Source organism: Mesorhizobium sp. M0960 (genome assembly GCF_040319055.1).
Lineage (GTDB): Bacteria > Pseudomonadota > Alphaproteobacteria > Rhizobiales > Rhizobiaceae > Mesorhizobium.
Genome location: NZ_JAMYNN010000011.1, coordinates 25,001 through 46,370 on the forward strand (window position 1 = coordinate 25,001; position 21,370 = coordinate 46,370).

Consider the following 21,370-nt stretch of genomic DNA (forward strand, 5'->3'; position numbering starts at 1 on the left):
GCTAAGGTCCCCAAGTTATGGCTAAGTGGGAAAGGATGTGAGGATCCCAAAACAACCAGGATGTTGGCTTAGAAGCAGCCATCATTTAAAGAAAGCGTAACAGCTCACTGGTCTAAATAAGGGTCTTTGCGCCGAAAATGTAACGGGGCTAAAGCCATACACCGAAGCTTAGGGTTTGCAGCAATGCAAGCGGTAGCGGAGCGTTCTGTAAGCTGATGAAGCCATACCCGTGAGGGATGGTGGAGGTATCAGAAGTGCGAATGCTGACATGAGTAACGTAAGGGGAGTGAGAGACTCCCCCGCCGAAAGTCCAAGGGTTCCTGCTTAAAGCTAATCTGAGCAGGGTTAGCCGGCCCCTAAGTCGAGGCAGAAATGCGTAGACGATGGGAACCACGTTAATATTCGTGGGCCTGGAGGAAGTGACGGATCATTGAGGTAGTCCAATCTTATCGGATTGAAAGGGCTGCTGCGTGGTTCCAGGAAATAGCTCCTCCTTATAGACCGTACCCGAAACCGACACTGGTGGACTGGTAGAGTATACCAAGGCGCTTGAGAGAACTATGCTGAAGGAACTCGGCAAATTGCACGCGTAACTTCGGAAGAAGCGTGACCCTTTCATGCGCAAGCATGGGAGGGTGGCACAGACCAGGGGGTAGCGACTGTTTATCAAAAACACAGGGCTCTGCGAAGTCGCAAGACGACGTATAGGGTCTGACGCCTGCCCGGTGCTGGAAGGTTAAGAGGAGGGGTGCAAGCTCTGAATCGAAGCCCCAGTAAACGGCGGCCGTAACTATAACGGTCCTAAGGTAGCGAAATTCCTTGTCGGGTAAGTTCCGACCTGCACGAATGGCGTAACGACTTCCCCGCTGTCTCCAGCATAGACTCAGTGAAATTGAATTCCCCGTGAAGATGCGGGGTTCCTGCGGTTAGACGGAAAGACCCCGTGCACCTTTACTATAGCTTTACATTGGCATTCGTAGTGGCATGTGTAGGATAGGTGGTAGGCTTTGAAACCTGGGCGCCAGCTCAGGTGGAGCCACCCTTGAAATACCACCCTTATCACTATGGATGTCTAACCGCGGCCCGTTATCCGGGTCCGGGACAATGTATGGTGGGTAGTTTGACTGGGGCGGTCGCCTCCTAAAGAGTAACGGAGGCGCGCGATGGTGGGCTCAGAACGGTCGGAAATCGTTCGCTGAGTGCAATGGCATAAGCCTGCCTGACTGCGAGACTGACAAGTCGAGCAGAGACGAAAGTCGGTCATAGTGATCCGGTGGTCCCGCGTGGAAGGGCCATCGCTCAACGGATAAAAGGTACGCCGGGGATAACAGGCTGATGACCCCCAAGAGTCCATATCGACGGGGTTGTTTGGCACCTCGATGTCGACTCATCGCATCCTGGGGCTGGAGCAGGTCCCAAGGGTATGGCTGTTCGCCATTTAAAGCGGTACGTGAGTTGGGTTCAGAACGTCGTGAGACAGTTCGGTCCCTATCTGCCGTGGGTGTAGGAATATTGAAAGGATCTGTCCCTAGTACGAGAGGACCGGGATGGACGGATCTCTGGTGGACCTGTTGTGGCGCCAGCCGCATAGCAGGGTAGCTATATCCGGACGGGATAACCGCTGAAGGCATCTAAGCGGGAAACCCACCTTAAAACGAGTATTCCCTGAGAACCGTGGAAGACGACCACGTTGATAGGCCGGGTGTGGAAGAGCGGCAACGCTTGAAGCTTACCGGTACTAATAGTTCGATCGGCTTGATCGTTCTCATTCCTAATGCCCATTTCTGGCGGCAATCCTTGGATTGCGCCGAGATGGATGGCACAGAAAACAGCTTCTCGAGCAACGTGCGTTTTGCCGACCTGGTGGTTATGGCGGAGCGGCTGCACCCGATCCCATTCCGAACTCGGCCGTGAAACGCTCCAGCGCTGATGGTACTTCGTCTCAAGACGCGGGAGAGTAGGTCGCTGCCAGGTCTGCCAAGCGCACGTTGTTTAATCTTCTCCTTACGAACAGGCCCGCCAACGGGGCTCCGGGCCGCGCAAGCGGCCCTTTCATTTGGCGGAAGCTTGAATTCAGTGAGCCAAGGCTTACTTCTAGGGTTGACGCGGGGTGGAGCAGCGCCCCATCCGCCCACAAAGGCCAAAGGCCTTGAGGACGGACAAACAAAAAAGCCCGGGCTGCCCGGCCGGCGGTCGCCGTGAAGTTGACGCGGGGTGGAGCAGCCCGGTAGCTCGTCAGGCTCATAACCTGAAGGTCACAGGTTCAAATCCTGTCCCCGCAACCAAAGTACGAAAACGGCCCGCCTTGTGCGGGCCGTTTTCGTTTGCTCTGAAGTGCAGCGACAGGATACTCAGCGTTCCGCAGCCAATTTTTCGCGTATGTGTTCCGATCCACCTCTCATACGTCGGGCGAATGGCCGATCGGGATTTACGACGCGCCAAAAGGGCGCGCTGCCGTCTTGACTGATATGCACCAAGTGCCGCCGCACAGTCACTGGGCAGCAGGCGTCTGCTCCGTATTTTGCCGCGAGCTTACGTCGTAACTCTGCAAGGTCCGACAAGTGGCCAGGTCGCGCAGCCCGGAGCTCGTCTGCGACCATGTTCTCCGTTGGGATCAGCATGCTCTGCGTAAGGTTTTTGCCTTTGAGTCGCGTTTTGACCACCGGCAATTCGCTCATAATTCACCTCCAGGAACTCCCCTACTGAAGACGAATAAGAATGCCGCAATCCGACAAATCTCGGAGTGATTTGATTGGGCCGTGGCTCGAACCTACGGTTTGAGGCCACAGCCATGAACCCACAAAGACGCCTCCGGCCGGACACTTACCAACGAAGCCGACACAGCGGGACACCGAGGCAGATCCTGTCCGCACCAAATTCCTCGCAATGCAAACATCAAAACCCCCGGTTGCCTTGCGGCGCCGGGGGTTTTTGTTTGGCTCTGCGCTGCCCAACGGGACGGAGCTTTACGTCTTCGCCGACATGGCTCGAACTGCAGCTCTAGCCGGCATCCCGGTTGGTCAAGGCGATGTGGCAGCAGCCGGAACCGTGGCCCGGCGTCCAGGTGACGTTGTCGAAGCGCACTCCGGTGGCCTCGAACAGGCCGCGGTCGAAGGCGCCGGCGATGCGGCAGAGCGTGGCGAGCTTCTTGTCGCCAACGCCAGCTTCGACCCAAGCGTCCTTCAGCGGACAGCGCTTGACCTTGAAGGCGATGCGGCCTTGGCCGCGTTCGACGTCGGTCGGATACATGCGGCCGCCATCCGGGCTGACGGCGAGGAACGCCTCGCCGATCGCCGTTGCGTCGTTCGGGCCGAAATCGGCGAAGGCCGACGCCGCAACCTCCTTGCCGCGCCGTTCGATGGTGCGGATCATGATAGCCTCAGCCTTTTCCGCGCCAACTTCCGCGGTTAGCTCGTCGAGCAACAGACGATAGAGATCGGCGCGGTTACGGAAGGCGGAATCGAGTTCGCGCGACAGTTTTTCGGCTCGGGCTTCGACGTCGGTCATGATGCGTCCTGTTCGATCCTTGACAGTCTTGGCGCTGCCGCCACCAGCGCCTTGCCGATCGCGGATTGCGGCGCGTCGATGACGGTACGGGCATCGCCGCTCTCGGCAATGCGCCCGGCGTCCAAAATGGCGACCCGGTGAGCGATGGCACGGACGACACCGAGATCGTGCGAAATGAATAGATAGGCGATGCGCTCTTCGCGCTGAAGGTCAAGCAGCAGCCGCAGGATCTGCGCGCGCACCGAAACGTCGAGCGCCGACACGGCCTCGTCGAGCACGACCAGCGACGGTTTTGTGGCGATGGCGCGGGCGATGGCGACTCGTTGGCGTTGGCCGCCGGAGATTTCGTGAATGGCGCGGCCGGCGAGACCGGGGCTGAGGCCGACGCGCTCCAGCAGAGTGGCAATACGGCGCGGGCGCTCGGCACGAGAGGCAATGTGATGGATGCGCAAGGGGTCGTCGAGCACACGCGCCACCGTGGTGCGCGGGTTCAAGGCGGCGAGCGGATCCTGAAACACCATCTGCAGACGAGCGCGCCGGTGGCGCAAGGCAGCGCCGTTCATTGACAGGAAGTCGCTGCCTTCAAATTCGATATGGCCGGCGTCGGGTTCGATGAGCCGCAGCATCAGCCGGGCTATCGTCGACTTGCCGCTGCCTGAAGGTCCGGCCAGCGCCAGCGTCTCGCCAGCTTCGATGTGGAAGGAAACGTTATCTGCCGCGGCAATGATCTTGCCGCCGCGAGGGTATCGTTTGGTCAGGCCGGAAACGGCGAGCAGAGGACTGGTCATGTTCGCTGCAACAGCGGCTCGGCGTCGAGGCCGAGATGAGCGTCAAGCAGCGCCCGAGTGTAAGTGTGCCGCGGCGCACCGACGACCTGCGCCGTCGCACCGAGTTCGATCAATTCGCCATTCCGGAACACGGCGATGCGCCCCGCCAGCTCAGCGGCCAGCGCGATGTCGTGGCTGACGAACAACAGCGTCATGCCGTCCTCGGCCACCAATTGCCGAATTAGCGCGACGATCTCGGCCTGCACGATGGTGTCCAGCGCGCTGGTCGCCTCATCGGCGATCAGCAGTTTCGGGCCGGACGCGATTGCCGCGGCGATGGCGACGCGCTGCTTCTGGCCGCCGGAAAGCTGGTGTGGAAAGGCATGCATAGCCGCATTGGAGTCGGGCAGACGGACCCGTTCAAGCAAGTTTTGGGCCTTCGCGTAGGCTTGCGGCCAATTGAGGCCGAGGTGGGTGTAGGCGACCTCGGCGATCTGCTTGCCAATTGGCATCACCGGGTCAAGGCTCGCCGATGGATCCTGGAAGATGAAGCCGATGTCACGGCCGCCGATTGAAGCATGGTCGCGAAGACTTGCAGGCTGACGTCCCGTCGCACCCCCCTCTGTCCTGCCGGACATGTCCGGCAGGACAGAGGGGGGTGTCTTGGCACCAGACATTGGCGGCGGGCGCAAGAGCCAATCGATGCGGCCTTCGATCCTGGCAGAACCCGGCAGCAGCCCGGCAATGGCAAGCGCCAGCGTGCTCTTGCCCGAACCGCTCTCGCCGATGATGGCAAAGCGCTCGCCGGCGGGAATGTCGAGGCTGACACTCTTTAGTGCCGTCACCTCGGAGCCATCGCGGCGATAGGTCACCGTCAGATTGCGGATCGAAAGCAGCGCCGTCACGACAGGCCCCTCCTCACCGCCGTCGTCTCGACGACGCCTTCGCCGGCGAGATACACACCTAGCACCGTGAGCACGAGTGCTATTCCCGGAACGATCGACAGGAACGGCGCGGTGCGCAGCACGGCACGGCCTTCGGCGATCATGCCGCCCCAGGTAACGCGGTTGGGGTCGCCGAGGCCGAGAAAGGACAATGCCGCTTCGGTGAGAATCGCCGCGGCGACGATCACCGACGACAATGCCAGTACCGGCGGCAATGCGTTGGGCAGCACCTCGCGAAAGGCGATCTCCAGCGGATGCATGCCGATGACGCGGGCGCCCGCTACAAAATCGCGCTCGCGGATCGACAGCACTTCGGCTCGCGCCACGCGTGCCGGTCCGGTCCAGGCGCCCAGTGCGATCGCCGCGACGACGACGCCGAGCGACGGCCCGACGATGCTGACGAAAGCCAAAGCCAGCAGAAAAGCTGGCACGGTCTGGAAAGCGTCGGTGATGCGCATCAGCACTTCGTCGATAAGGCCGCCGGCAAAGCCGGCCAGCGTGCCGATCACTGCGCCGACGGCAAGGGCGGCGGCGGCGGCCGCCAGGCCGACCGCCAGCGAGGTGCGGGCGCCGTGGAAAAGCTCGGCCAGCATGTCACGGCCGAGGCGGTCGGTGCCTAGTGGTAGCGACCAGTCCTGGAACGGTGGCAGCAATGCCGGCCCGGCAATGGCCTGCGGATCGCCGGGAAAGAACAAAGGTGCGGCAAGCGCCACGGCAAACAGCGCCGCCAGGATGACAATGCCGGCGATCGCTTCCGGCGTCCGGAGAAAACGGCGAAGCGGGTTCACGCGCCGGCCTCATTGGCTCCGACGCGCGGATCGAGGACGGCGTAGGCGATGTCGACGAGAAGGTTGATGATGACGACCAGAACGGCGCTGACGAGAATGATGCCGAGCAGCAACGGCGTGTCGCGTGCCGCCACCGCTTCCTGCGCCAATCGGCCAAGGCCTGGCACCGAAAAGACGCTTTCGATGACGACGCTGCCGCCCAGCATTTGCGCGGACTGCAGGCCAAGCATGGTGACCAGCGGCAACAGCGCGTTGCGGGCGACATGGGCGAGCACGACGCGACGGCGGGAAAGTCCCCTGGCGCGAGCGGCGAGGACAAAATCCTGCCGCCAGACCTCGGCCATGCCGGCGCGCATCATGCGCAGATAGAGCGCGAGATAAATGAAGCCGAGCGCGGAGACCGGCAGGACGAGATGGCGGGCGATGTCGCCAGCGCGATCAAGGCCGGTCCTGGCCGAGGCGATGCTCTCGATGCCGCCGATCGGAAACCAGCGCAGGTCGACGGCAAAGACGATGATCAGCACCAGCCCGAGCCAGAAGCCCGGTATGGCATAGACCGCCAGCGAGCCGATAGACAGGAAGCGATCACGGACGCTGCCGGGTCTGGCGCCGGCATAGATGCCGAGCACCGAGCCGAGTCCGAAGGAGAGCGCGGTGGCGCTGCCCATCAACAGCAGCGTGTTGGGCAGGCGCTCGGTGATGACATCGCGGATCGGCCGTGAAAAGGTGACGGACTGGCCAAGGTCGAGATGCAGCAGCGCCCAAAGGTAATTGGCCAGCCGCGTCAGCTCAGATTGGTCGAGCCCCCAGCGGTGACGCAACAGCTCGATCATGCCGGCGTCGCCGCCGGTCGAGACGATGTAGGCATCGACCGCATCGCCGGGAGCGGCTTCGAGCAACAGGAAGGTGCCGATGACGACAATCAGCAACACGAAGATGCTGCCGACGAGGCGACGGCGAAGGAGGGTGAGGGCGCGGCTCATGGCGGCGCCGGGTGCTTGGCGCAGTGGCAATTAGGAGATGCGGTGTTTCTTCCCACCCCCCTCTGTCCTGCCGGACATCTCCCCCGCAAGGGGGGAGATCGGATGTCATTAGCGATTTCGCCAATCTTCAACGCAGCAGGCAAATAAGCCGACGTTGCGGCCAGCCAATCTCCCCCTTTGCGGGGGAGATGTCCGGCAGGACAGAGGGGGGTGTGAAGGAACTCGGTATTTGACCAAGTTTCCACACGGATTTCGGCGCGAATTTTCATCCGCCAGAATGTGTCACGATTCTAAATAGGTGTCCGCCCAGTTCGACACCGCCCAGCGCGGGGTGTTGGCGATGTTCTTGACCGTATCGCGGGCGACGCTGATGAAACTCCATTCGGCGACGTTGATCAGTGGCAGGTCGGCGGCAACTTTTCTCTGGAACTCCTTGTAGAGTTCGGTGCGGGCGGCGGTGTCAAGCGTCTCCGATGCCTTGGCGATCAGAGCGTCGAGATCGGCGTTCTTGTAGCCGCCCTGGTTGGAGAAAGGCACCCCGTCGGGAATGCCGCTCTGCACCAGGATGGTGGTCGAGATCGCCGGATCGCCGCGGAACACCGGCGGCCCGACCGCAAGGTCGAAGGCGTGGTCGGTGTAAACCGCCTTGATATGCGCGGCAGAGTCGTTGTTGACCAGCTGGGCGTCGATGCCGATGGCGGCGAGCGCCTGACGAAGATAGTCGCCGAACTGCTTGGTCTCGTTGAAATAGGGCGCCGGCAGCAGTTTCAGCGAAAAGCGCTTGCCATCATCGCCTCGGCTGTAGCCGGCCTCGTCGAGCAAGGCGTTGGCCTTGGCGACGTCGAAAGCATAGGTCGGCACGTCGGCGGTGTAGAATTGCGGGTCGTTTTTCGGCACCGGGCCAGTGGCGGTGGCGGCATAGCCGAGAAACACCGTCTTGACGACGAAATCCTTGTCGATAGCGTGAGCGATCGCCTGGCGCACTTTCAGGTCGGCCAGCTCCTTGCGGCGATGGTTGATCTCGACGACCAGTTGGTAAGTCAGCCCTTCGTATCCTTTGGTGATCACCTTGAGGCCGGGCACTTTGGAGATGCGGTCGAGATCGGCCAGGGGCACGGCGGAGAAGGCGGCGAGCTGGATCTCTTCGGCCTCGAGCGCGCTGGCCGCCGACGTGCGGTCCGGCAGCACCTGATAGATGATCTCATCGAGATAGGGCTCGTCCTTGCCCCAATAGTCGGTGTTCTTCTCCAGCCGGTAATATTCGCCGGGCTTGTATTCGGCAAATTTGAACGGTCCGGTGCCGACCGGGGCGTTGTTGGCCGGGTTGTCCTCGATCTTTCCGGTCTCGTAGATGTGCTTGGGCACCACGCTGCTCAGCGCCGGCAAGGCGTTGCGGATCAGCTGGAACGGGGTCGGCTTGGCGAATTTGAACACGGCGGTCGCCTCGTCCGGCGTGTCGACCGCCTCCAGATCCTTGAACACGGTGCGGCCGAGATTCTGCAGCGGTTTCCAGACCTGCAGCGCCGAGAAGGCGACATCGGCTGAGGTGAAGGGCTTCCCGTCATGCCATTTGACGGCCTCGCGCAGTTTGAACGTCACCGACAGGCCGTCGGCGGCGCCTTCCCAGCTGAGCGCCAGCCGTGGCTCGAGCCCGTCCTTGCCGCCGAAGGAGGCCTCGGCCAAGGTTTCCACGATCTTGCTCGAGATGAAGAAGACGCCGTTCGAGGCGACAATCGCCGGATTGAGATTGCGCGGCTCGGAATCAGCGGCGACAACCAGTCGTCCGCCCTTTTTCGGCGTCTGCGCCCAGCCGATCGTCGGCATGGCGGTGGAGGCCAGCAGCAATGCCGAACCCGCAAGTATCGTACGCCTGGAAATGGTGAACTCTGGCATGATCGAACTCCGTCCTCTCCGCGACCCGGCCGGGTGCGCCGTACCCCTCGGACGCTCGTGAGCATCCTGCAAAGCTGATTATGGCCCTTGTCCGGGGTTTCGCCAGAGACGGAATTGGCGCATCCTCACGTGGCTTTGAAATTTCCGTCCGCTGGACCAGTTACAGGGAAGCGGTCCAATGCGCTGATCTGGCCGGACCAGATTAGACCATGCCGGTAGCGGAATGAGCTTTTGGCGCCCGCTCGACCCATTCTGGCTGGACCAGACCGGGCAAAATGATGCAGATTTGAGGGGAGCCAAGGCTCTAAAACCAGAAAGGCCGGCGCCACGTGCGGTCGGTCATGGCACTTCAGGGAGAGAGACAATGAACGTTGCTCCGGGCAAGAATGTCGTCGGCAGCGTGCCGTTCGACCAGGCCAGGGTGGACGGGCTGATGGAGGAAGCCGGCATCGACGTGCTGCTCGCCACCTCCAAGCACAACACGCAATATCTGCTTGGCGGCTACAAGTTCATCTTCTTCGCCGCCATGGATGCGATCGGCCATAGCCGCTATCTGCCTGTCGTCGTCTACGAGAAAGGCGGGCCGGAGCATGCCGCCTATATCGGCAACCGCATGGAGGGCGGCGAGCACCAGAACCATCCGTTCTGGACGCCGACACTGCATGCCGCCTGCTGGGGCACGCTCGATGCCGCCAACCTGGCGGTCGAGCATTTGCGGAAGATCGGCAAGGGCAATGCCCGCATTGGCATCGAGCCCGCCTTCCTGCCGTCCGACGCCTATATGCTGATCCGCAACGCGCTGCCGGACGCCAAGCTGATCGACGCCACGCACATGCTGGAGCGCATGCGAGCAATCAAAACCGAAGCCGAGCTGGAGAAGCTGCGCATTGCTTCGGAGCTGATCACCGATTCCATGCTGGCGACCATCGGCTGGGCACGCGAAGGCACAACCAAGAGCGAGATCATCGAACAGCTCAGGCGCGAGGAGACCAATCGCGGCGCGCATTTCGAATATTGCCTGTTGACGCTAGGCTCCAGTCACAACCGCGCGGCCTCGCCGCAAACGTGGAAGAAGGGCGAGGTGATGTCGATCGATTCCGGCGGCAACTACCACGGCTATATCGGCGACCTTTGCCGCATGGGCGTGCTGGGTGAGCCTGACGCCGAACTCGAGGATCTGCTGGCCGAGATCGAGACGGTGCAGCAGGCGGCCTTCTCCAAGGTAAAGGCGGGCACGCTGGGCGGTGACATGATTTCTCATGCCGAAGGCGTGCTGAAGAAATCCAAGGTTGCGGCCTATACCGATTTCTTCGCGCATGGCATGGGGCTGATCACGCACGAAGCGCCGTTCCTGATGACCAACCATCCGGTGACCTATGAAGGCACCTATGCCGCAAAGCCGCTGGAGAAGAACATGGTGCTTTCGGTCGAGACGACCATGCTCCACCCGACGCGCGGCTTCATCAAGCTGGAGGACACGGTGGCGGTGACCGGCGCCGGTTACATTATGTTCGGCGATCGGGGTAGGGGCTGGAACAGGGGCGGGGCTTAGGCGCCGTCTATCTCAATTCCCACCTAACGGCAGCAGCCTGAAATCCGGCAGGTCGCGCAGTGCCAATTCCGGCCCGGCCGGCGAATAGACGACGAAAAGCTGCATCGGCGCGTCGCCGGTATTGAGCGTCGAATGGAAGCGGCTTTCCGGCACATAGATGGTGCAACCGGGGCCGACCTTCTCGACGACCGGATTGCCCTTCTCGTCTTCGACCATCTGCTCGCCATTGCCTGAGATGACGAAAATGATCTCCTCGGCACCCGGATGGTTATGACGCGTATGGCCCTTGCCCGACGGCAGGTCGACGACACCACCGGAAAAGCGCTTCGCGCCGTTCACTTCGGGAGCGACCGTCAGCGACAGCCTGCCCCAGTCGAAGCCGAAGGCGCTGACGTCTTTTGGGTATACGAACACCTTGCTGTTGTCGGTCATCGTCTCACCCCTTCTTCTACGCAGCGCCGAACGTGACGGCCTTGAAATCCGCCGTTTGCCTGGCGATCGAAGCTTCCGCCGGCAGCCGTTCCATCGAACTCGCGCCGTAGAAACCGTGCAGGCCCTTGCAGCGCTCGAGAATATATTTGGCGTCGTCCGGCATCGAGATCGGCCCGCCATGGCAAAGCAGGATGATATCCTCGCGCACTGAGCGTGCCGCTTCGGCAATGGCGTCGATCTCCTTCACACAATCGTCCAGCGATTTAGCCGAGGTCGCACCGATCGAACCGCCGGTGGTCACCCCCATATGGGCGACGACGATGTCGGCGCCGGCTTGTGTCATGGCGCGAGCCTCGTCTGGATTGAAGACGTAGGGCGTGGTCAACAGGTCGAGTTTGTGAGCCTCGGCGATCATGTCGACCTCGAGCCCGAAGCCCATGCCGGTTTCTTCAAAACTCTGCCGCATCTGGCCGTCGAACAGGCCGATGGTCGGAAAGTTCTGCACACCGGAAAAGCCCATCGTCTTCAACTCGGCCAAAAGCAGCGGCATGATGACGAAGGGATCGGTGCCGTTGACGCCGGCCAGCACCGGCGTCTTCTTCACTACCGGCAGCACTTCGTAGGCCATCTCCTTGACGATCTCGTTGGCGTTGCCATAGGCGAGCAGGCCGGCGGCCGAGCCGCGCCCGGCCATGCGGTAGCGGCCGGAATTGTAGATGATGATCAGGTCGATGCCGCCAGCTTCCTCTGCCTTGGCCGACAGGCCGGTGCCGGCACCGCCGCCGACGATCGGAACGCCGTCCGCGATCATCTTGCGGAATTTCTCCAGGATTTTCTTGCGCGGTATGGCGGCCATATCTTGGTGTCTCACTGTCTGGCGATGTCGAGGAAGGCCGTTGTGGCGGCCCAGGCGAATTCGGGGTCGTTGATATGCAGCGGCAGGCGCAGAACGCGCCGCGTTTTGGCGGGTTTGATGGTGCGCTCGATCGCCTCGAACAAAGCTGCATCGGCTTCAGGGTCGAAGAAGGCGCCGCCTTCGATGTCGAGCGCCGACACGCCTTTCTCCGGAATGAGGAAACGAACCGGACCCTGGCAGAGGCTCAGCCTTGTACCGATCCATTCGCCGATCATTCTGCTTTCGTCGGCGGTGGTGCGCATCAGTGTGACGTTTGGATTGTGCTCATAGAATAGCCGGCCGCGATAGTGTTCCGGAATTGTTGGCGGCGCCCAGAAATTGACCATGTCGAGCGCGCCGACCGAGCCGACATAAGGCAGCCCGGTGCGGGCGATGGCACCAAAGCGATCGTCCGTCGCCGGCAGCACGCCGCCAAACAGCAAGTCGCAGACTTCGGTCGTGGTGATGTCGATGACGCCGGACAACAAGCCGCTGTCGGCCAATTTTTCCATGGTGCGGCCGCCGGTTCCAGTGGCATGAAATACCATACAGTCATAAGTCGAACGAAGTTCGTCGGCGATGGCGGTCACGCACGGCGTGGTGACGCCGAACATGGTGAGGCCTATCGAGGGTCTGCCGTCGGCCGGCGGCGCCGGCTTTGCCGCCATGCCTGATATCGCCTGGGCGGCATTGTGGAGCACGACACGGGAAAGCCGGTTGAGGCCGGCCATGTCGGTCACCGACGGCATCATGACGATGTCGGAGACGTCGACATAAGGCGCGGTGTCGCCGGAGGCCAAGGTCGAAACCATGATCTTGGGCAGGCCGAGCGGCAGCGTGCGCATGCCTGTGGTGATGATCGAGGTGCCGCCGCCACCGCCGATGCCGATAATCCCGGCAATATCGCTACGCGATTGAACAAATCGGGCAAAGGCGGCAGCCATCGCCGCCACTGCGGTGCCGTGGTCGTCGACGCCGAGCACGGCATTGCGACCCTCTGAATGGTGGCTGGCGACCTCGTCTGCCGAAACATCGACCGGCACGGTCGCGCCGCGTGTTCCGATGTCGACACGGGCAATCGAAGCGCCGGTTGCGGCGACCGCATCGGCCAGAAAAGCGAGTTCCTCGCCCTTGGTGTCGGCGGTGCCCACCACATAGATGCGCTTCATCGCGTTTCCCCGGTCCTGGGCGTGTTCGACGCTGCCGCCCCTTTGCCCGGCCATTCGACGGCGCGAAGGGCCATTGCAATTTTTTGAGACGCGCGTATCGTATTGACATGAATGTCTCACGTCAACAAGCGGCAACGGACGACGATGCCGGCCAGGGGCCGAACCCGCGGGTAGAGCGCGGGGCCCGCGCGCGCACCAGGCGGCTGATGCTGGAGACGGCGACAAAGCTGATGCAGGCGGGCGCCACGCCGTCGGTCAGCGAGGTGGCGGAGGCGGCGGAAGTCTCACGCGCCACCGCCTATCGGTATTTTCCGAGCCAGGCGGCGCTGGTGCAGGCGGTGGTCGATGAGGGGCTCGGACCGATCCTTACCTGGAAATCGAGCTCTGCCGATCCCGAGCGCCGGGTGGCCGAGCTGTTCGAGACCGCCATGCCGCGCATCGAGGCCTTCGAAGCGACGTTCAAGGCGGCGCTGAAACTGTCGCTCGACCAGTGGGCGCAGCGACAGGCAGGCACGTTTGACGGCGAACCGGCGTTCACGCGCGGCCATCGCGTCGATCTTTTGAAAGATGCGATTGCGCCACTCAAAGGCCGGTTGCCGCCGCGCGAATTCAAGCGGCTCGCGCAGGCGCTGTCATTGATCTTCGGTGTTGAGATGCTGATCGTACTGAAGGATATATGGGGATTGGACAGCCGCAGTATGATGTCGGTCGCGCAATGGGCCGCCAGCGCGCTGGTACGCGCAGCTGTGACGGAATCGATGATTGAAGGAGATGGGATCGCACCGATGACAGCCGCTAGATAACGCCAATCTGGTTCGACCAGATTTGCACCCTGCCTACTCATACTATTGGCGATGCAGCGGCCGAGGCAAGGCCCCTCTGTATCAAGGAGTAGGAAAATTCAGGGAAAACAGGCAGATATCGCAGAAACCAACTTGTCTGCGTGTCCGCCGCCGTCCAAGAAAGGGCTTGACGTTCGTCTGAAATTGGTAATACCAGATCAGGACAAATAAAGCGGATCAAAGGGTGAAGGCTAATATCCGTTTCGGTCGAACGAGGAGGCTCAAAAACCGGAACGGTGCCGTCACGGGAGGACTACCAGGGCCGGCCTCGCCGCCGGCTCGCATGACGCGGTAGAATGCGCACAAGGGAGGAAATCATTATGCGCAAGACAATGACCAGCTTGCTTGCTGGTATCGGCTTAGTGCTAGCCTGCGGAACGTCCGTCTACGCGCAGGAAAAGGAACTTACAATCTTCTGGGCGGAATGGGATCCGGCCAATTACCTGCAGGAACTCGGCAACGAGTACGAGAAGGAAACCGGCGTCAAAATCACGGTGGAAACCACACCGTGGCCCGACTTCCAGACCAAAGCCTTCACCGAGTTCAACGCCCATGGCGACGCCTATGATATGGTCGTCGGCGACTCGCAATGGCTCGGTGCCGGCTCGACCGGTGGCCACTATGTCGACCTGACCGACTTCTTCAACAAGCACAAGGTCGGCGACGTGATGGCACCGGCGACGGTGAAGTACTACGCCGAATATCCGGGCGGCAGCAGCAAGTACTGGGCCATCCCGCTTGAAGGCGACGCTGTCGGCTGGTCCTACCGCAAGGACTGGTTCGAGGATCCGAAGGAAAAGGAAGCCTTCAAGGCCAAGTATGGCTACGATCTCGACGTGCCGAAGGATTTCAAGGCGCTGCGCGACATCGCCGAGTTCTTCTACCGGCCGGACCAGAAAAAATACGGCATCGCCATCTACACCGACAATTCCTATGACGCGATGGCGATGGGCTTCGAAAACGCGCTGTTCTCCTTTGGCGGCGAGCTGGGTGACTATAAGACCTACAAGGTCGATGGCTTCATCAACTCCGACAAGGCGATCGCGGCGCTCGACGCCTACAAGGAACTCTACAAGTTCACGCCTCCGGGCTGGGCCAAGTCGTTCTTCGTCGAGGACAACCAGGCGATCACTGAAAACCTGGCGGCGATGAGCATGAACTACTTCGCGTTCTTCCCCTCGCTGATCAACGAGGCGTCGAACCCGAACGCCAAGAACACCGGCTTCTTCGCCAATCCTCCCGGCCCGAACGGGGACCAGTTCGCCGCACTCGGCGGTCAGGGCATCTCCATCGTTTCCTACTCGCAGAAGCAGGAAGAGGCGACCAAGTTCCTGGAATGGTTCATCAAGGACGAGACCCAGAAGAAATGGGCAGCGCTTGGCGGCTACACCTGCAGTGCCGCCGTGCTCAAGTCGCCCGAATTCCAGAACGCCACGCCCTACAACAAGGCGTTCTACGAGACCATGTTCAAGGTCAAGGACTTCTGGGCGGTTCCGGAATATGCCGAACTGCTGCAGCAGCTCAACCAGCGCATCTACCCCTACATGATCGGCGGCGAAGGCACCGCCAAGGAGACGCTGGACGCACTGGCAGCCGACTGGAACGCGACCTTCAAGAAATACGGCCGCGGCCAATAAGTATGAAGCTTCACGGAGGGGGCGTTCGTGCCTCCTCCGTTTCTTTTTCTGATTCTTGAACCGGGAGCAGGGTCTTGGCGACCACGATGATCACCACGCTGGACAGGTCCTCGCGGGCCGCTGCTCGCGGTCTAAGCGACATTTCGATCCGCAATCTCTTCATCATCCCGACGATCCTGTTTCTGATCGTCTTCAACATCTTCCCGCTGATCTATTCGCTGGGCTATTCGTTCACCGATTTCCGCGCCTCGACCAGCGCGGCGGCGAATTTCGTCGGGCTGCAAAACTATCGCGACCTGCTCAGCGATCCCTATGTCTGGTCCAACTTCGCCATCACCGCAAAATACGTCATCATCTCGGTCGCCGGCCAGCTGCTCGTCGGCTTCGGCGTGGCCATGCTGCTCAACCGCGACATTCCGCTCAAGGGCCTGCTGACGACGCTCCTGTTGTTGCCGATGATGCTGTCTATGGCCGTCGTCGGCCTGTTCTGGAAACTGCTCTACGATCCGTCCTTCGGCATCATCAATTATGCGCTGGGCCTCGGCACCTTCGAATGGCTGTCGGATCCGAAAATGGCGCTCTATGCGGTCGCGCTGACCGATATCTGGATGTGGTCGCCCTTCGTCATGCTGTTGTCGCTGGCCGGCCTGTCGGCCGTGCCCAAGCATCTCTACGAGGCCGCCGCGATCGACAGGGCCGGGCCGTTCTACACCTTCTTCCGCATCACGCTGCCGCTGGTCGCGCCGATCCTGATGATCGCGGTCATCTTCCGCACCATGGAAGCGTTCAAGACCTTCGACCTCGCCTATATCCTGACCAGCCAGCCGACGGCCGAGCTGATCTCGATCCGGCTCTACAAGATGGCGTTCCAGGAATGGCAGACCGGGCGCTCCTGCGCGCTCGCCTACATCGTGCTGATCATGGTGCTGGCGATCACCAACATCTATGTCAAATACCTCAACAAGGTGAAGGAGCGCTGAGATGGCCGCAGTCCGCACTTCTTCCGAAATCACCTTCAACCGGGTCGCCATCGTCGCCGTCCTGCTGGTGACGATCATCTTCCTGGCGCCGATCTACTGGATAGCCTCGACGGCGTTCAAGCCGCGCAACCTCGCCACCACCATTCCGCCGACGGTGGTTTTCCAGCCGGAGATATCGCCCTTCGTCAAGTTGTTCACCAAGCGTTCGCAGCTGCGCAGCCCGCCATCACCGGAGGAGTACGCGGCTGCGCCGTGGTGGGAGCGCGTCGTCTTCAATGGCGGCGAAAAGATCGTGCGCGACGGCAAGGGCCAGGTGCAGTGGTCGGGCTATCCGAGCCGTTTCATGAACTCGCTGATCGTTGCCATAACCTCGACCGTCCTGGCCGTCGGCATGGGCACCTTCACCGCCTATGGGTTCTCGCGCTTCAAGGTGAAAGGCGAGGCGGACCTGCTGTTCTTCATCCTGTCGACGCGCATGCTGCCGCCGGTGGTCGTCGCCATTCCGATGTTCCTGATGTACCGGGCGGTCGGCCTCAACGATTCCCATGTCGGCCTGATCATCCTTTACACCGCCTTCAACCTGTCCTTCTCGGTGTGGCTGATGAAAGGCTTCATGGACGAGATCCCCAAGGAGTATGAGGAGGCGGCCCTCGTCGACGGCTATACGCGCATGGAGGCCTTCTTCAAGATCGTGCTGCCCGAGGCCGCCACCGGCATCGCCGCCACCGCCGTGTTCTGCTTTATCACGGCGTGGAACGAATATGCCTTCGCACTGATCATGACCAGCCGCCGTGCCCAGACGGCGCCGCCTTTCATTCCCAGCCAGGTCGGCGCCGGCCTGCCGGACTGGACGGTGATTGCCGCCGGAACCTTCCTGTTCCTGCTGCCGGTTGCGATCTTCACCTTCCTGCTCCGCAACCACCTCTTGCGCGGCATGTCCTTCGGAGCGATCCGCAAATGAGTTTTCGCGACATCAATCAGAAATATCTTGAACCGGGCAGCCAGGTGCTGATGGTGCTCGGCATCATCGCGCTCTGCCAGCCATGGCACATGCTGCTGCACAGCTACGGCGTGACCATCATCCTGATCGGCCTGATCGGCTTCAACATCACCTCCAAGATCGCGCCGGAGGCGAAGGCCGGCACCGGGCAAGGGGCAAACCCGGGGGCACAGCATTGACCCAGATCGAGCTTCGCGGCGTCCAGAAATATTTCGGCGCCGTCCAGGTCATCAAGGACCTCAACCTGAAGATCGACGATAACGAGTTCATCGTGCTGCTCGGCCAGTCGGGCTGCGGCAAGACGACGACGCTCAGGGCCGTTGCCGGACTGGAGACGATCGACGGCGGCGACATCCTCATCGACGGCAAGCCGGTCCAGCACCTCAAGGCCGCCGACCGCGACATCGCCATGGTCTTCCAATCGTTCTCGCTCTATCCGCATATGAGCGTCTACGAGAACATCGCCTTTCCACTGAGGGCGACGCGCAAGAGCAAGGCCGAGATCGACAGCGAGGTGCGCTCGGTCGCCAAGACGCTGCAGATCAGCGATCTCCTCGCCAAGAAACCATCCGCCCTGTCGGGCGGCGACATGCAGCGCGTCGCGATCGGCCGAGCCTTGGTGCGACGGCCGAAGGCGATGCTGATGGACGAGCCGATCGGCGCGCTCGATGCCAAGCTGCGCGAGGAGATGAGGGCCGAGATCAAGCGGCTGCACATCAAGCAGGGCTCGACCAGCATCTACGTCACTCACGACCAGATCGAGGCGATGAGCCTCGCCGACCGCATCGTCATCATGCATGAGGGCGTACTGCAGCAGGTCGGCTCGCCGGACGAGGTCTATTCGCATCCGGCGAATCTTTTCGTCGCGCAGTTTGTCGGCAGCCCGGTGATGAACGTCGCCGACGCTTCGGTGACCGAGAAAGCCTCGTCGGCCTCGGTCACGGTCGGCGATGCGGCCGCCGGCTTCGAATTCCCGCGCACCTTGCTGTCGAAGCTCAACGGCCATGCCGGCGGCCAGCTCGCGCTCGGCATCCGGCCGGAAGGCGTTCTCGTTCGCCGCGAAGCCGCCGAGGGGTTCTTGCCGGTGGAGACGCAGATCGTTGAGCCGCTCGGCTCCTTCGATATCGTCGACCTCAAGGTCGGCTCCAAGATGCTGCGTGCACGCACCAAGAGCGGCTTCATCGGCGGCCCCGGCGAAAGGGTCTTCGTCAGAATCGATCCCAGCCAGGCGCATTTCTTCGACACGGCGAGCGGCAAATCGCTGGGAGTGAGACTCTGATGGCCCACATCCAGCTCAAGAACATTTCGAAGAAATTCGGCAACCACACCGCTTTGACCGGGCTCGACCTCGACATCGCCGACGGCGAGTTCTTCGTCCTGCTCGGCGAGACCGGCGCCGGCAAGACGACGACGCTGCGCATGATTGCCGGCCTGGAAAAACCGAGCGAAGGCCAGGTCTTTATCGACGGCGTCGATGTCGCCGATTGGGGCGCGGCCGAGCGCGACGTGGCGCTGGTGCTGCAGCAATATTCGCTCTATCCGCGTTATACGGTGCGCGAAAACCTCGAATTTCCGCTGAAGCCGAAGATCCGCCGGTTGCCCGATGCCGAGATCAAGGATCGTGTCGACCGCGCTGCCAGGACACTGCGGATCGAGCATCTGCTCGACCGCAAGACCGACCGGCTTTCAGGCGGCGAGATGCAGCGCGTCTCGATCGGCCGCGCCATCGTGCGCAAGCCGCGGGTATTCCTGATGGACGAGCCGTTGTCGGCGCTCGACGCCAAATTGCGCGAGGCGCTGCGCACCGAATTGAAGAACCTGCAGATGCAGCTCGGCGCCACCTTCCTGTTCGTGACGCACGATCAGATCGAGGCGATGTCGATGGGTGACAAGGTCGGCGTGCTCAACCATGGCCGCATCGTCCAGACCGGCACGCCGTACGAGATTTACAACAATCCGCGCGACACCTACGTGGCGAGCTTCGTCGGCTCGCCGCCGATGAATCTCATCGACGGCAAGCTTGTTAACGGGCGTGCGGTGATGGCACCGCTGAATTTCGAATTGCCGTTTGCGGGGGGTGCCAAGACTTCGGGGGGTGCCAAGACGGGCGCGGCGACCGACGGTCGCCCGCTCGTCTTCGGTATTCGTCCCGAGGACGTCTATCTCGAGACCGGCGCGCCGGTCGAGGCGCGGGTCCATGACGTCGAGAACCATGGCGTCGAGAAGATCCTGACGCTGCGGGTCGGCGACGCCATGCTGCGCGCCACTGTGCCGGCCAGGACCGACGTGCAGATAGAGCAGCCGGTGCGCTTTGCCTGGAACCCGGACAAGGTGGTGCTGTTCGATAAGGGCAGCGGAATAAGCCTGCGTCACGCCGGCTAAGTACAAGCCTCTTTACTGCAGCTAGAGCGGGATGCGTTCAAATTGACCGTGCATCCCGCTCTATCTATCTGTTTTAGTCGCATTTGTGCGACGCCGTGTGATTCCACTTGGCTGCGAAATGCTCGAGTCTTCCCGTCATCCCCCGTACGGGGGATGCGGATGCTCCGATTTGTCGAATAGGCTGATCCTTTGGTCCCAAACGGGCTTTGAGCCCAATTTGGAGGCCCAAAATGGAGGGTTGGCTATGGGAAATCTGTTCCGCAGTTTTGCTGCGATCCTGCTTGTCGCCGGTATGGGATTGTCGGCCGCACATCTGGGCGAGGCGCAGGCAGCCAAGAAAGTTGTCGCCGGCGCGAAGGTCGACGCCAAGAAGATCAAGGATCTCAACGGCACGGTCAATCTGTCCACCAGTGACTGCAAGCTGTTGTTGAGCGGCACCGTTGTCGAAGTCTCGGATGGCAGGTGCGGGGCTTCCGGCAAATATTGCAAGAGCAGCGCCGGCTCGGCCTGCATCACCGAGCAATAACCCGGCCAACGTTTAGCCGGCCTGGCGGATCTCCGCCTGTTCCTCGGCCCGGAAATGGCTGGGCGGCGATCCGATTACCCGCTTGAAGGCGCGGCTGAAGGAGGCGTCGGATTCGTAGCCGAGGCGCGCCGCGACGACGGAAATCTTGAGCCGGTCGCGGACCAGCCATTGCCGCGCCTGGTGCATCCGTACCTGCGTGACGTACTTTGCCGGTGTTTCGCCGACAATGGTTGCGAAGCGCTCGGCGAAACCTGATCGCGAGGCGCCCATCATCTTCGCCAGAGCGTCCACCGTCCAGTCGCGGCTCGGTTCCAGATGGATCGCGGCCAGCACCCGGCCGATCTCGCGGTCCCTCACCGCCGCGATCCATCCGGAAGAGTCGCCGCAGCCGCGCTCGACCCATGAGCGGATGACGGTCGCGGCAAGCACATCGGCTAGCCGCGCCAGGATGCCGCCGGAGCCGACGCGTTCCATCGTCACCTCGCGGGCCATCGCCTCCAGCAAATGCGGGATACCTGGCTCATAGGCTTCCAACTCATGCGCGCGCATCACGTCCGGCATCATGCCGAGCAAGGGGTGCAAGCCATCGAGATTGAAATACATGCTGCCGAAAAACAGCAAGGTGCCCGGACGGCAGCCGGGCACGCCGTCATTCGACATGCAATAGACACCCTTGCAGATCTCCTCGACCTCATAGCCGTGGATCGGCGCCGCCTCGATACCCGGCTCGCTCGCCAGCGTGTGGGCTGAACCGCGCGGCAACAACACAGCGTCGCCCGCCTTGAGCTCGACCCAGTCGCCGGACGGCTGCAGCAACCAGCAGCCTTTGCTACCGATGAAATGAAACCGTGCCGCCGCCTGAGCCGGAAAATGGATGCCCCAGGGTTCCTTCATCTCGCAACGGCCGTAATCGACGCCTTCGAGGCGCAATCCGCGCAATATGTCTGTCAGCGGATCACCGGTGACAGGGATTTTGGACGAACGGTCAAGCATAATGGTGTTTCTAGCATGGAAACTCCGGACAGTCACTCCCTATGTTGCACTGCAGCCAGATGCTGCGCTGCAACCAGATC

At 61.6% G+C, this 21,370-nt stretch carries 20 protein-coding genes, 1 tRNA gene and 2 rRNA genes (1 of these 23 only partly in view); 12 read left to right on the top strand and 11 right to left on the bottom strand.

All coding sequences use genetic code 11. From position 1 onward, the window contains the following. From NKH63_RS19735 to NKH63_RS19745, 3 genes are all read left to right on the top strand, one after another. A 23S ribosomal RNA gene (locus NKH63_RS19735) occupies positions 1-1,763 on the top strand (it extends 1,044 nt beyond the left edge of the window). A gap of 96 nt (positions 1,764-1,859) precedes the next feature. After that, positions 1,860-1,974, top strand: a 5S ribosomal RNA gene (gene rrf, locus NKH63_RS19740). Positions 1,975-2,208: 234 nt separating this feature from the next. Beyond that, positions 2,209-2,285, top strand: a tRNA-Met gene (locus NKH63_RS19745). Positions 2,286-2,351: 66 nt separating this feature from the next. Here the strand turns inward: NKH63_RS19745 and NKH63_RS19750 are convergent. The 7 genes from NKH63_RS19750 to NKH63_RS19780 form a co-directional block, all read right to left on the bottom strand. Continuing rightward, positions 2,352-2,678 (bottom strand): hypothetical protein, encoded by a 327-nt coding sequence (locus NKH63_RS19750; protein WP_352593539.1) that lies wholly within the window; start codon positions 2,676-2,678, stop codon positions 2,352-2,354. A 322-nt stretch (positions 2,679-3,000) separates the two neighbouring features. Beyond that, entirely contained in the window at positions 3,001-3,507 is a 507-nt protein-coding gene (locus NKH63_RS19755; RefSeq protein WP_352849367.1) for an L-2-amino-thiazoline-4-carboxylic acid hydrolase, read from the bottom strand. Beyond that, positions 3,504-4,295, bottom strand: coding sequence for an ATP-binding cassette domain-containing protein (locus NKH63_RS19760; protein ID WP_352593535.1), 792 nt, complete (start codon positions 4,293-4,295; stop codon positions 3,504-3,506). Before NKH63_RS19760 ends, NKH63_RS19755 begins: the two co-directional genes overlap by 4 nt. Then, positions 4,292-5,179 (bottom strand): ABC transporter ATP-binding protein, encoded by an 888-nt coding sequence (locus NKH63_RS19765; RefSeq protein ID WP_352918462.1) that lies wholly within the window; start codon positions 5,177-5,179, stop codon positions 4,292-4,294. Before NKH63_RS19765 ends, NKH63_RS19760 begins: the two co-directional genes overlap by 4 nt. Then, positions 5,176-6,006, bottom strand: coding sequence for an ABC transporter permease (locus tag NKH63_RS19770; RefSeq protein ID WP_023722306.1), 831 nt, complete (start codon positions 6,004-6,006; stop codon positions 5,176-5,178). Before NKH63_RS19770 ends, NKH63_RS19765 begins: the two co-directional genes overlap by 4 nt. Next, a complete protein-coding gene (locus tag NKH63_RS19775) occupies positions 6,003-6,989 on the bottom strand; it encodes an ABC transporter permease (protein ID WP_023722307.1) in 987 nt (328 codons plus the stop codon). The genes NKH63_RS19770 and NKH63_RS19775 overlap by 4 nt, the downstream gene beginning before the upstream one ends. A 282-nt stretch (positions 6,990-7,271) precedes the next feature. Continuing rightward, the gene (locus NKH63_RS19780; protein WP_352592826.1) at positions 7,272-8,882 is read right to left on the bottom strand and encodes an ABC transporter substrate-binding protein; all 1,611 of its coding nucleotides are present in this window, start codon (positions 8,880-8,882) and stop codon (positions 7,272-7,274) included. A gap of 364 nt (positions 8,883-9,246) precedes the next feature. On the opposite strand from NKH63_RS19780, the gene NKH63_RS19785 reads away from it, so the two are divergent. Continuing rightward, complete coding sequence (locus tag NKH63_RS19785; protein ID WP_352484965.1) at positions 9,247-10,434, top strand: M24 family metallopeptidase; 1,188 nt, start codon at positions 9,247-9,249, stop codon at positions 10,432-10,434. A 12-nt stretch (positions 10,435-10,446) separates the two neighbouring features. Here the strand turns inward: NKH63_RS19785 and NKH63_RS19790 are convergent, their stop codons facing one another. From NKH63_RS19790 to NKH63_RS19800, 3 genes are read right to left on the bottom strand one after another with little or no spacing between them, the layout of a single operon-like run. After that, positions 10,447-10,866, bottom strand: a complete 420-nt coding sequence (locus NKH63_RS19790) for a cupin domain-containing protein (RefSeq protein ID WP_352918464.1) — start codon at positions 10,864-10,866, stop codon at positions 10,447-10,449. A 16-nt stretch (positions 10,867-10,882) separates the two neighbouring features. Continuing rightward, the gene (locus NKH63_RS19795; protein WP_352484966.1) at positions 10,883-11,722 is read right to left on the bottom strand and encodes a phosphoenolpyruvate hydrolase family protein; all 840 of its coding nucleotides are present in this window, start codon (positions 11,720-11,722) and stop codon (positions 10,883-10,885) included. Between the two features lie 11 nt (positions 11,723-11,733). Continuing rightward, positions 11,734-12,930 (bottom strand): Tm-1-like ATP-binding domain-containing protein, encoded by a 1,197-nt coding sequence (locus NKH63_RS19800; protein WP_352918465.1) that lies wholly within the window; start codon positions 12,928-12,930, stop codon positions 11,734-11,736. Between the two features lie 107 nt (positions 12,931-13,037). On the opposite strand from NKH63_RS19800, the gene NKH63_RS19805 reads away from it, so the two are divergent. The 8 genes from NKH63_RS19805 (at position 13,038) to NKH63_RS19840 (ending at position 20,297) form a co-directional block, all read left to right on the top strand. Beyond that, positions 13,038-13,733: a TetR/AcrR family transcriptional regulator gene (locus tag NKH63_RS19805; protein ID WP_023722313.1), complete on the top strand. Its 696-nt coding sequence runs from the start codon at positions 13,038-13,040 to the stop codon at positions 13,731-13,733. Positions 13,734-14,092: 359 nt separating this feature from the next. Beyond that, positions 14,093-15,409 (top strand): ABC transporter substrate-binding protein, encoded by a 1,317-nt coding sequence (locus NKH63_RS19810; protein WP_023722314.1) that lies wholly within the window; start codon positions 14,093-14,095, stop codon positions 15,407-15,409. Positions 15,410-15,483: 74 nt separating this feature from the next. Continuing rightward, positions 15,484-16,389, top strand: a complete 906-nt coding sequence (locus tag NKH63_RS19815) for a carbohydrate ABC transporter permease (protein WP_023722315.1) — start codon at positions 15,484-15,486, stop codon at positions 16,387-16,389. A gap of 1 nt (position 16,390) precedes the next feature. Beyond that, entirely contained in the window at positions 16,391-17,350 is a 960-nt protein-coding gene (locus tag NKH63_RS19820) for a carbohydrate ABC transporter permease (RefSeq protein WP_023722316.1), read from the top strand. Beyond that, on the top strand, positions 17,347-17,568 hold the full coding sequence (locus NKH63_RS19825) for a hypothetical protein (RefSeq protein ID WP_352918467.1): 222 nt from the start codon (positions 17,347-17,349) through the stop codon (positions 17,566-17,568). The genes NKH63_RS19820 and NKH63_RS19825 overlap by 4 nt, the downstream gene beginning before the upstream one ends. Next, positions 17,565-18,668 (top strand): ABC transporter ATP-binding protein, encoded by a 1,104-nt coding sequence (locus tag NKH63_RS19830; protein WP_352484972.1) that lies wholly within the window; start codon positions 17,565-17,567, stop codon positions 18,666-18,668. Before NKH63_RS19825 ends, NKH63_RS19830 begins: the two co-directional genes overlap by 4 nt. Next, complete coding sequence (locus NKH63_RS19835; protein WP_023722319.1) at positions 18,668-19,771, top strand: ABC transporter ATP-binding protein; 1,104 nt, start codon at positions 18,668-18,670, stop codon at positions 19,769-19,771. Before NKH63_RS19830 ends, NKH63_RS19835 begins: the two co-directional genes overlap by 1 nt. A gap of 244 nt (positions 19,772-20,015) precedes the next feature. Continuing rightward, positions 20,016-20,297, top strand: coding sequence for a hypothetical protein (locus NKH63_RS19840; protein ID WP_023721992.1), 282 nt, complete (start codon positions 20,016-20,018; stop codon positions 20,295-20,297). Between the two features lie 12 nt (positions 20,298-20,309). On the opposite strand, the gene NKH63_RS19845 is transcribed toward NKH63_RS19840, so the two are convergent. Next, the gene (locus tag NKH63_RS19845; protein WP_352861019.1) at positions 20,310-21,290 is read right to left on the bottom strand and encodes an AraC family transcriptional regulator; all 981 of its coding nucleotides are present in this window, start codon (positions 21,288-21,290) and stop codon (positions 20,310-20,312) included. Positions 21,291-21,370 lie beyond the last annotated feature (80 nt).

Bases quoted from the DNA above. Each gene is read 5' to 3' on its own strand.
- NKH63_RS19760 (WP_352593535.1), bottom strand. From the start codon at position 4,295: ATGACCAGTCCTCTGCTCGCCGTTTCCGGCCTGACCAAACGATACCCT.
- NKH63_RS19790 (WP_352918464.1), bottom strand. From the start codon at position 10,866: ATGACCGACAACAGCAAGGTGTTCGTATACCCAAAAGACGTCAGCGCC.
- NKH63_RS19820 (WP_023722316.1), top strand. From the start codon at position 16,391: ATGGCCGCAGTCCGCACTTCTTCCGAAATCACCTTCAACCGGGTCGCC.
- NKH63_RS19780 (WP_352592826.1), bottom strand. From the start codon at position 8,882: ATGCCAGAGTTCACCATTTCCAGGCGTACGATACTTGCGGGTTCGGCA.
- NKH63_RS19845 (WP_352861019.1), bottom strand. From the start codon at position 21,290: ATGCTTGACCGTTCGTCCAAAATCCCTGTCACCGGTGATCCGCTGACA.
- NKH63_RS19800 (WP_352918465.1), bottom strand. From the start codon at position 12,930: ATGAAGCGCATCTATGTGGTGGGCACCGCCGACACCAAGGGCGAGGAA.
- NKH63_RS19755 (WP_352849367.1), bottom strand. From the start codon at position 3,507: ATGACCGACGTCGAAGCCCGAGCCGAAAAACTGTCGCGCGAACTCGAT.
- NKH63_RS19785 (WP_352484965.1), top strand. From the start codon at position 9,247: ATGAACGTTGCTCCGGGCAAGAATGTCGTCGGCAGCGTGCCGTTCGAC.
- NKH63_RS19750 (WP_352593539.1), bottom strand. From the start codon at position 2,678: ATGAGCGAATTGCCGGTGGTCAAAACGCGACTCAAAGGCAAAAACCTT.
- NKH63_RS19795 (WP_352484966.1), bottom strand. From the start codon at position 11,722: ATGGCCGCCATACCGCGCAAGAAAATCCTGGAGAAATTCCGCAAGATG.
- NKH63_RS19810 (WP_023722314.1), top strand. From the start codon at position 14,093: ATGCGCAAGACAATGACCAGCTTGCTTGCTGGTATCGGCTTAGTGCTA.
- NKH63_RS19835 (WP_023722319.1), top strand. From the start codon at position 18,668: ATGGCCCACATCCAGCTCAAGAACATTTCGAAGAAATTCGGCAACCAC.
- NKH63_RS19805 (WP_023722313.1), top strand. From the start codon at position 13,038: ATGAATGTCTCACGTCAACAAGCGGCAACGGACGACGATGCCGGCCAG.
- NKH63_RS19775 (WP_023722307.1), bottom strand. From the start codon at position 6,989: ATGAGCCGCGCCCTCACCCTCCTTCGCCGTCGCCTCGTCGGCAGCATC.
- NKH63_RS19825 (WP_352918467.1), top strand. From the start codon at position 17,347: ATGAGTTTTCGCGACATCAATCAGAAATATCTTGAACCGGGCAGCCAG.
- NKH63_RS19840 (WP_023721992.1), top strand. From the start codon at position 20,016: ATGGGAAATCTGTTCCGCAGTTTTGCTGCGATCCTGCTTGTCGCCGGT.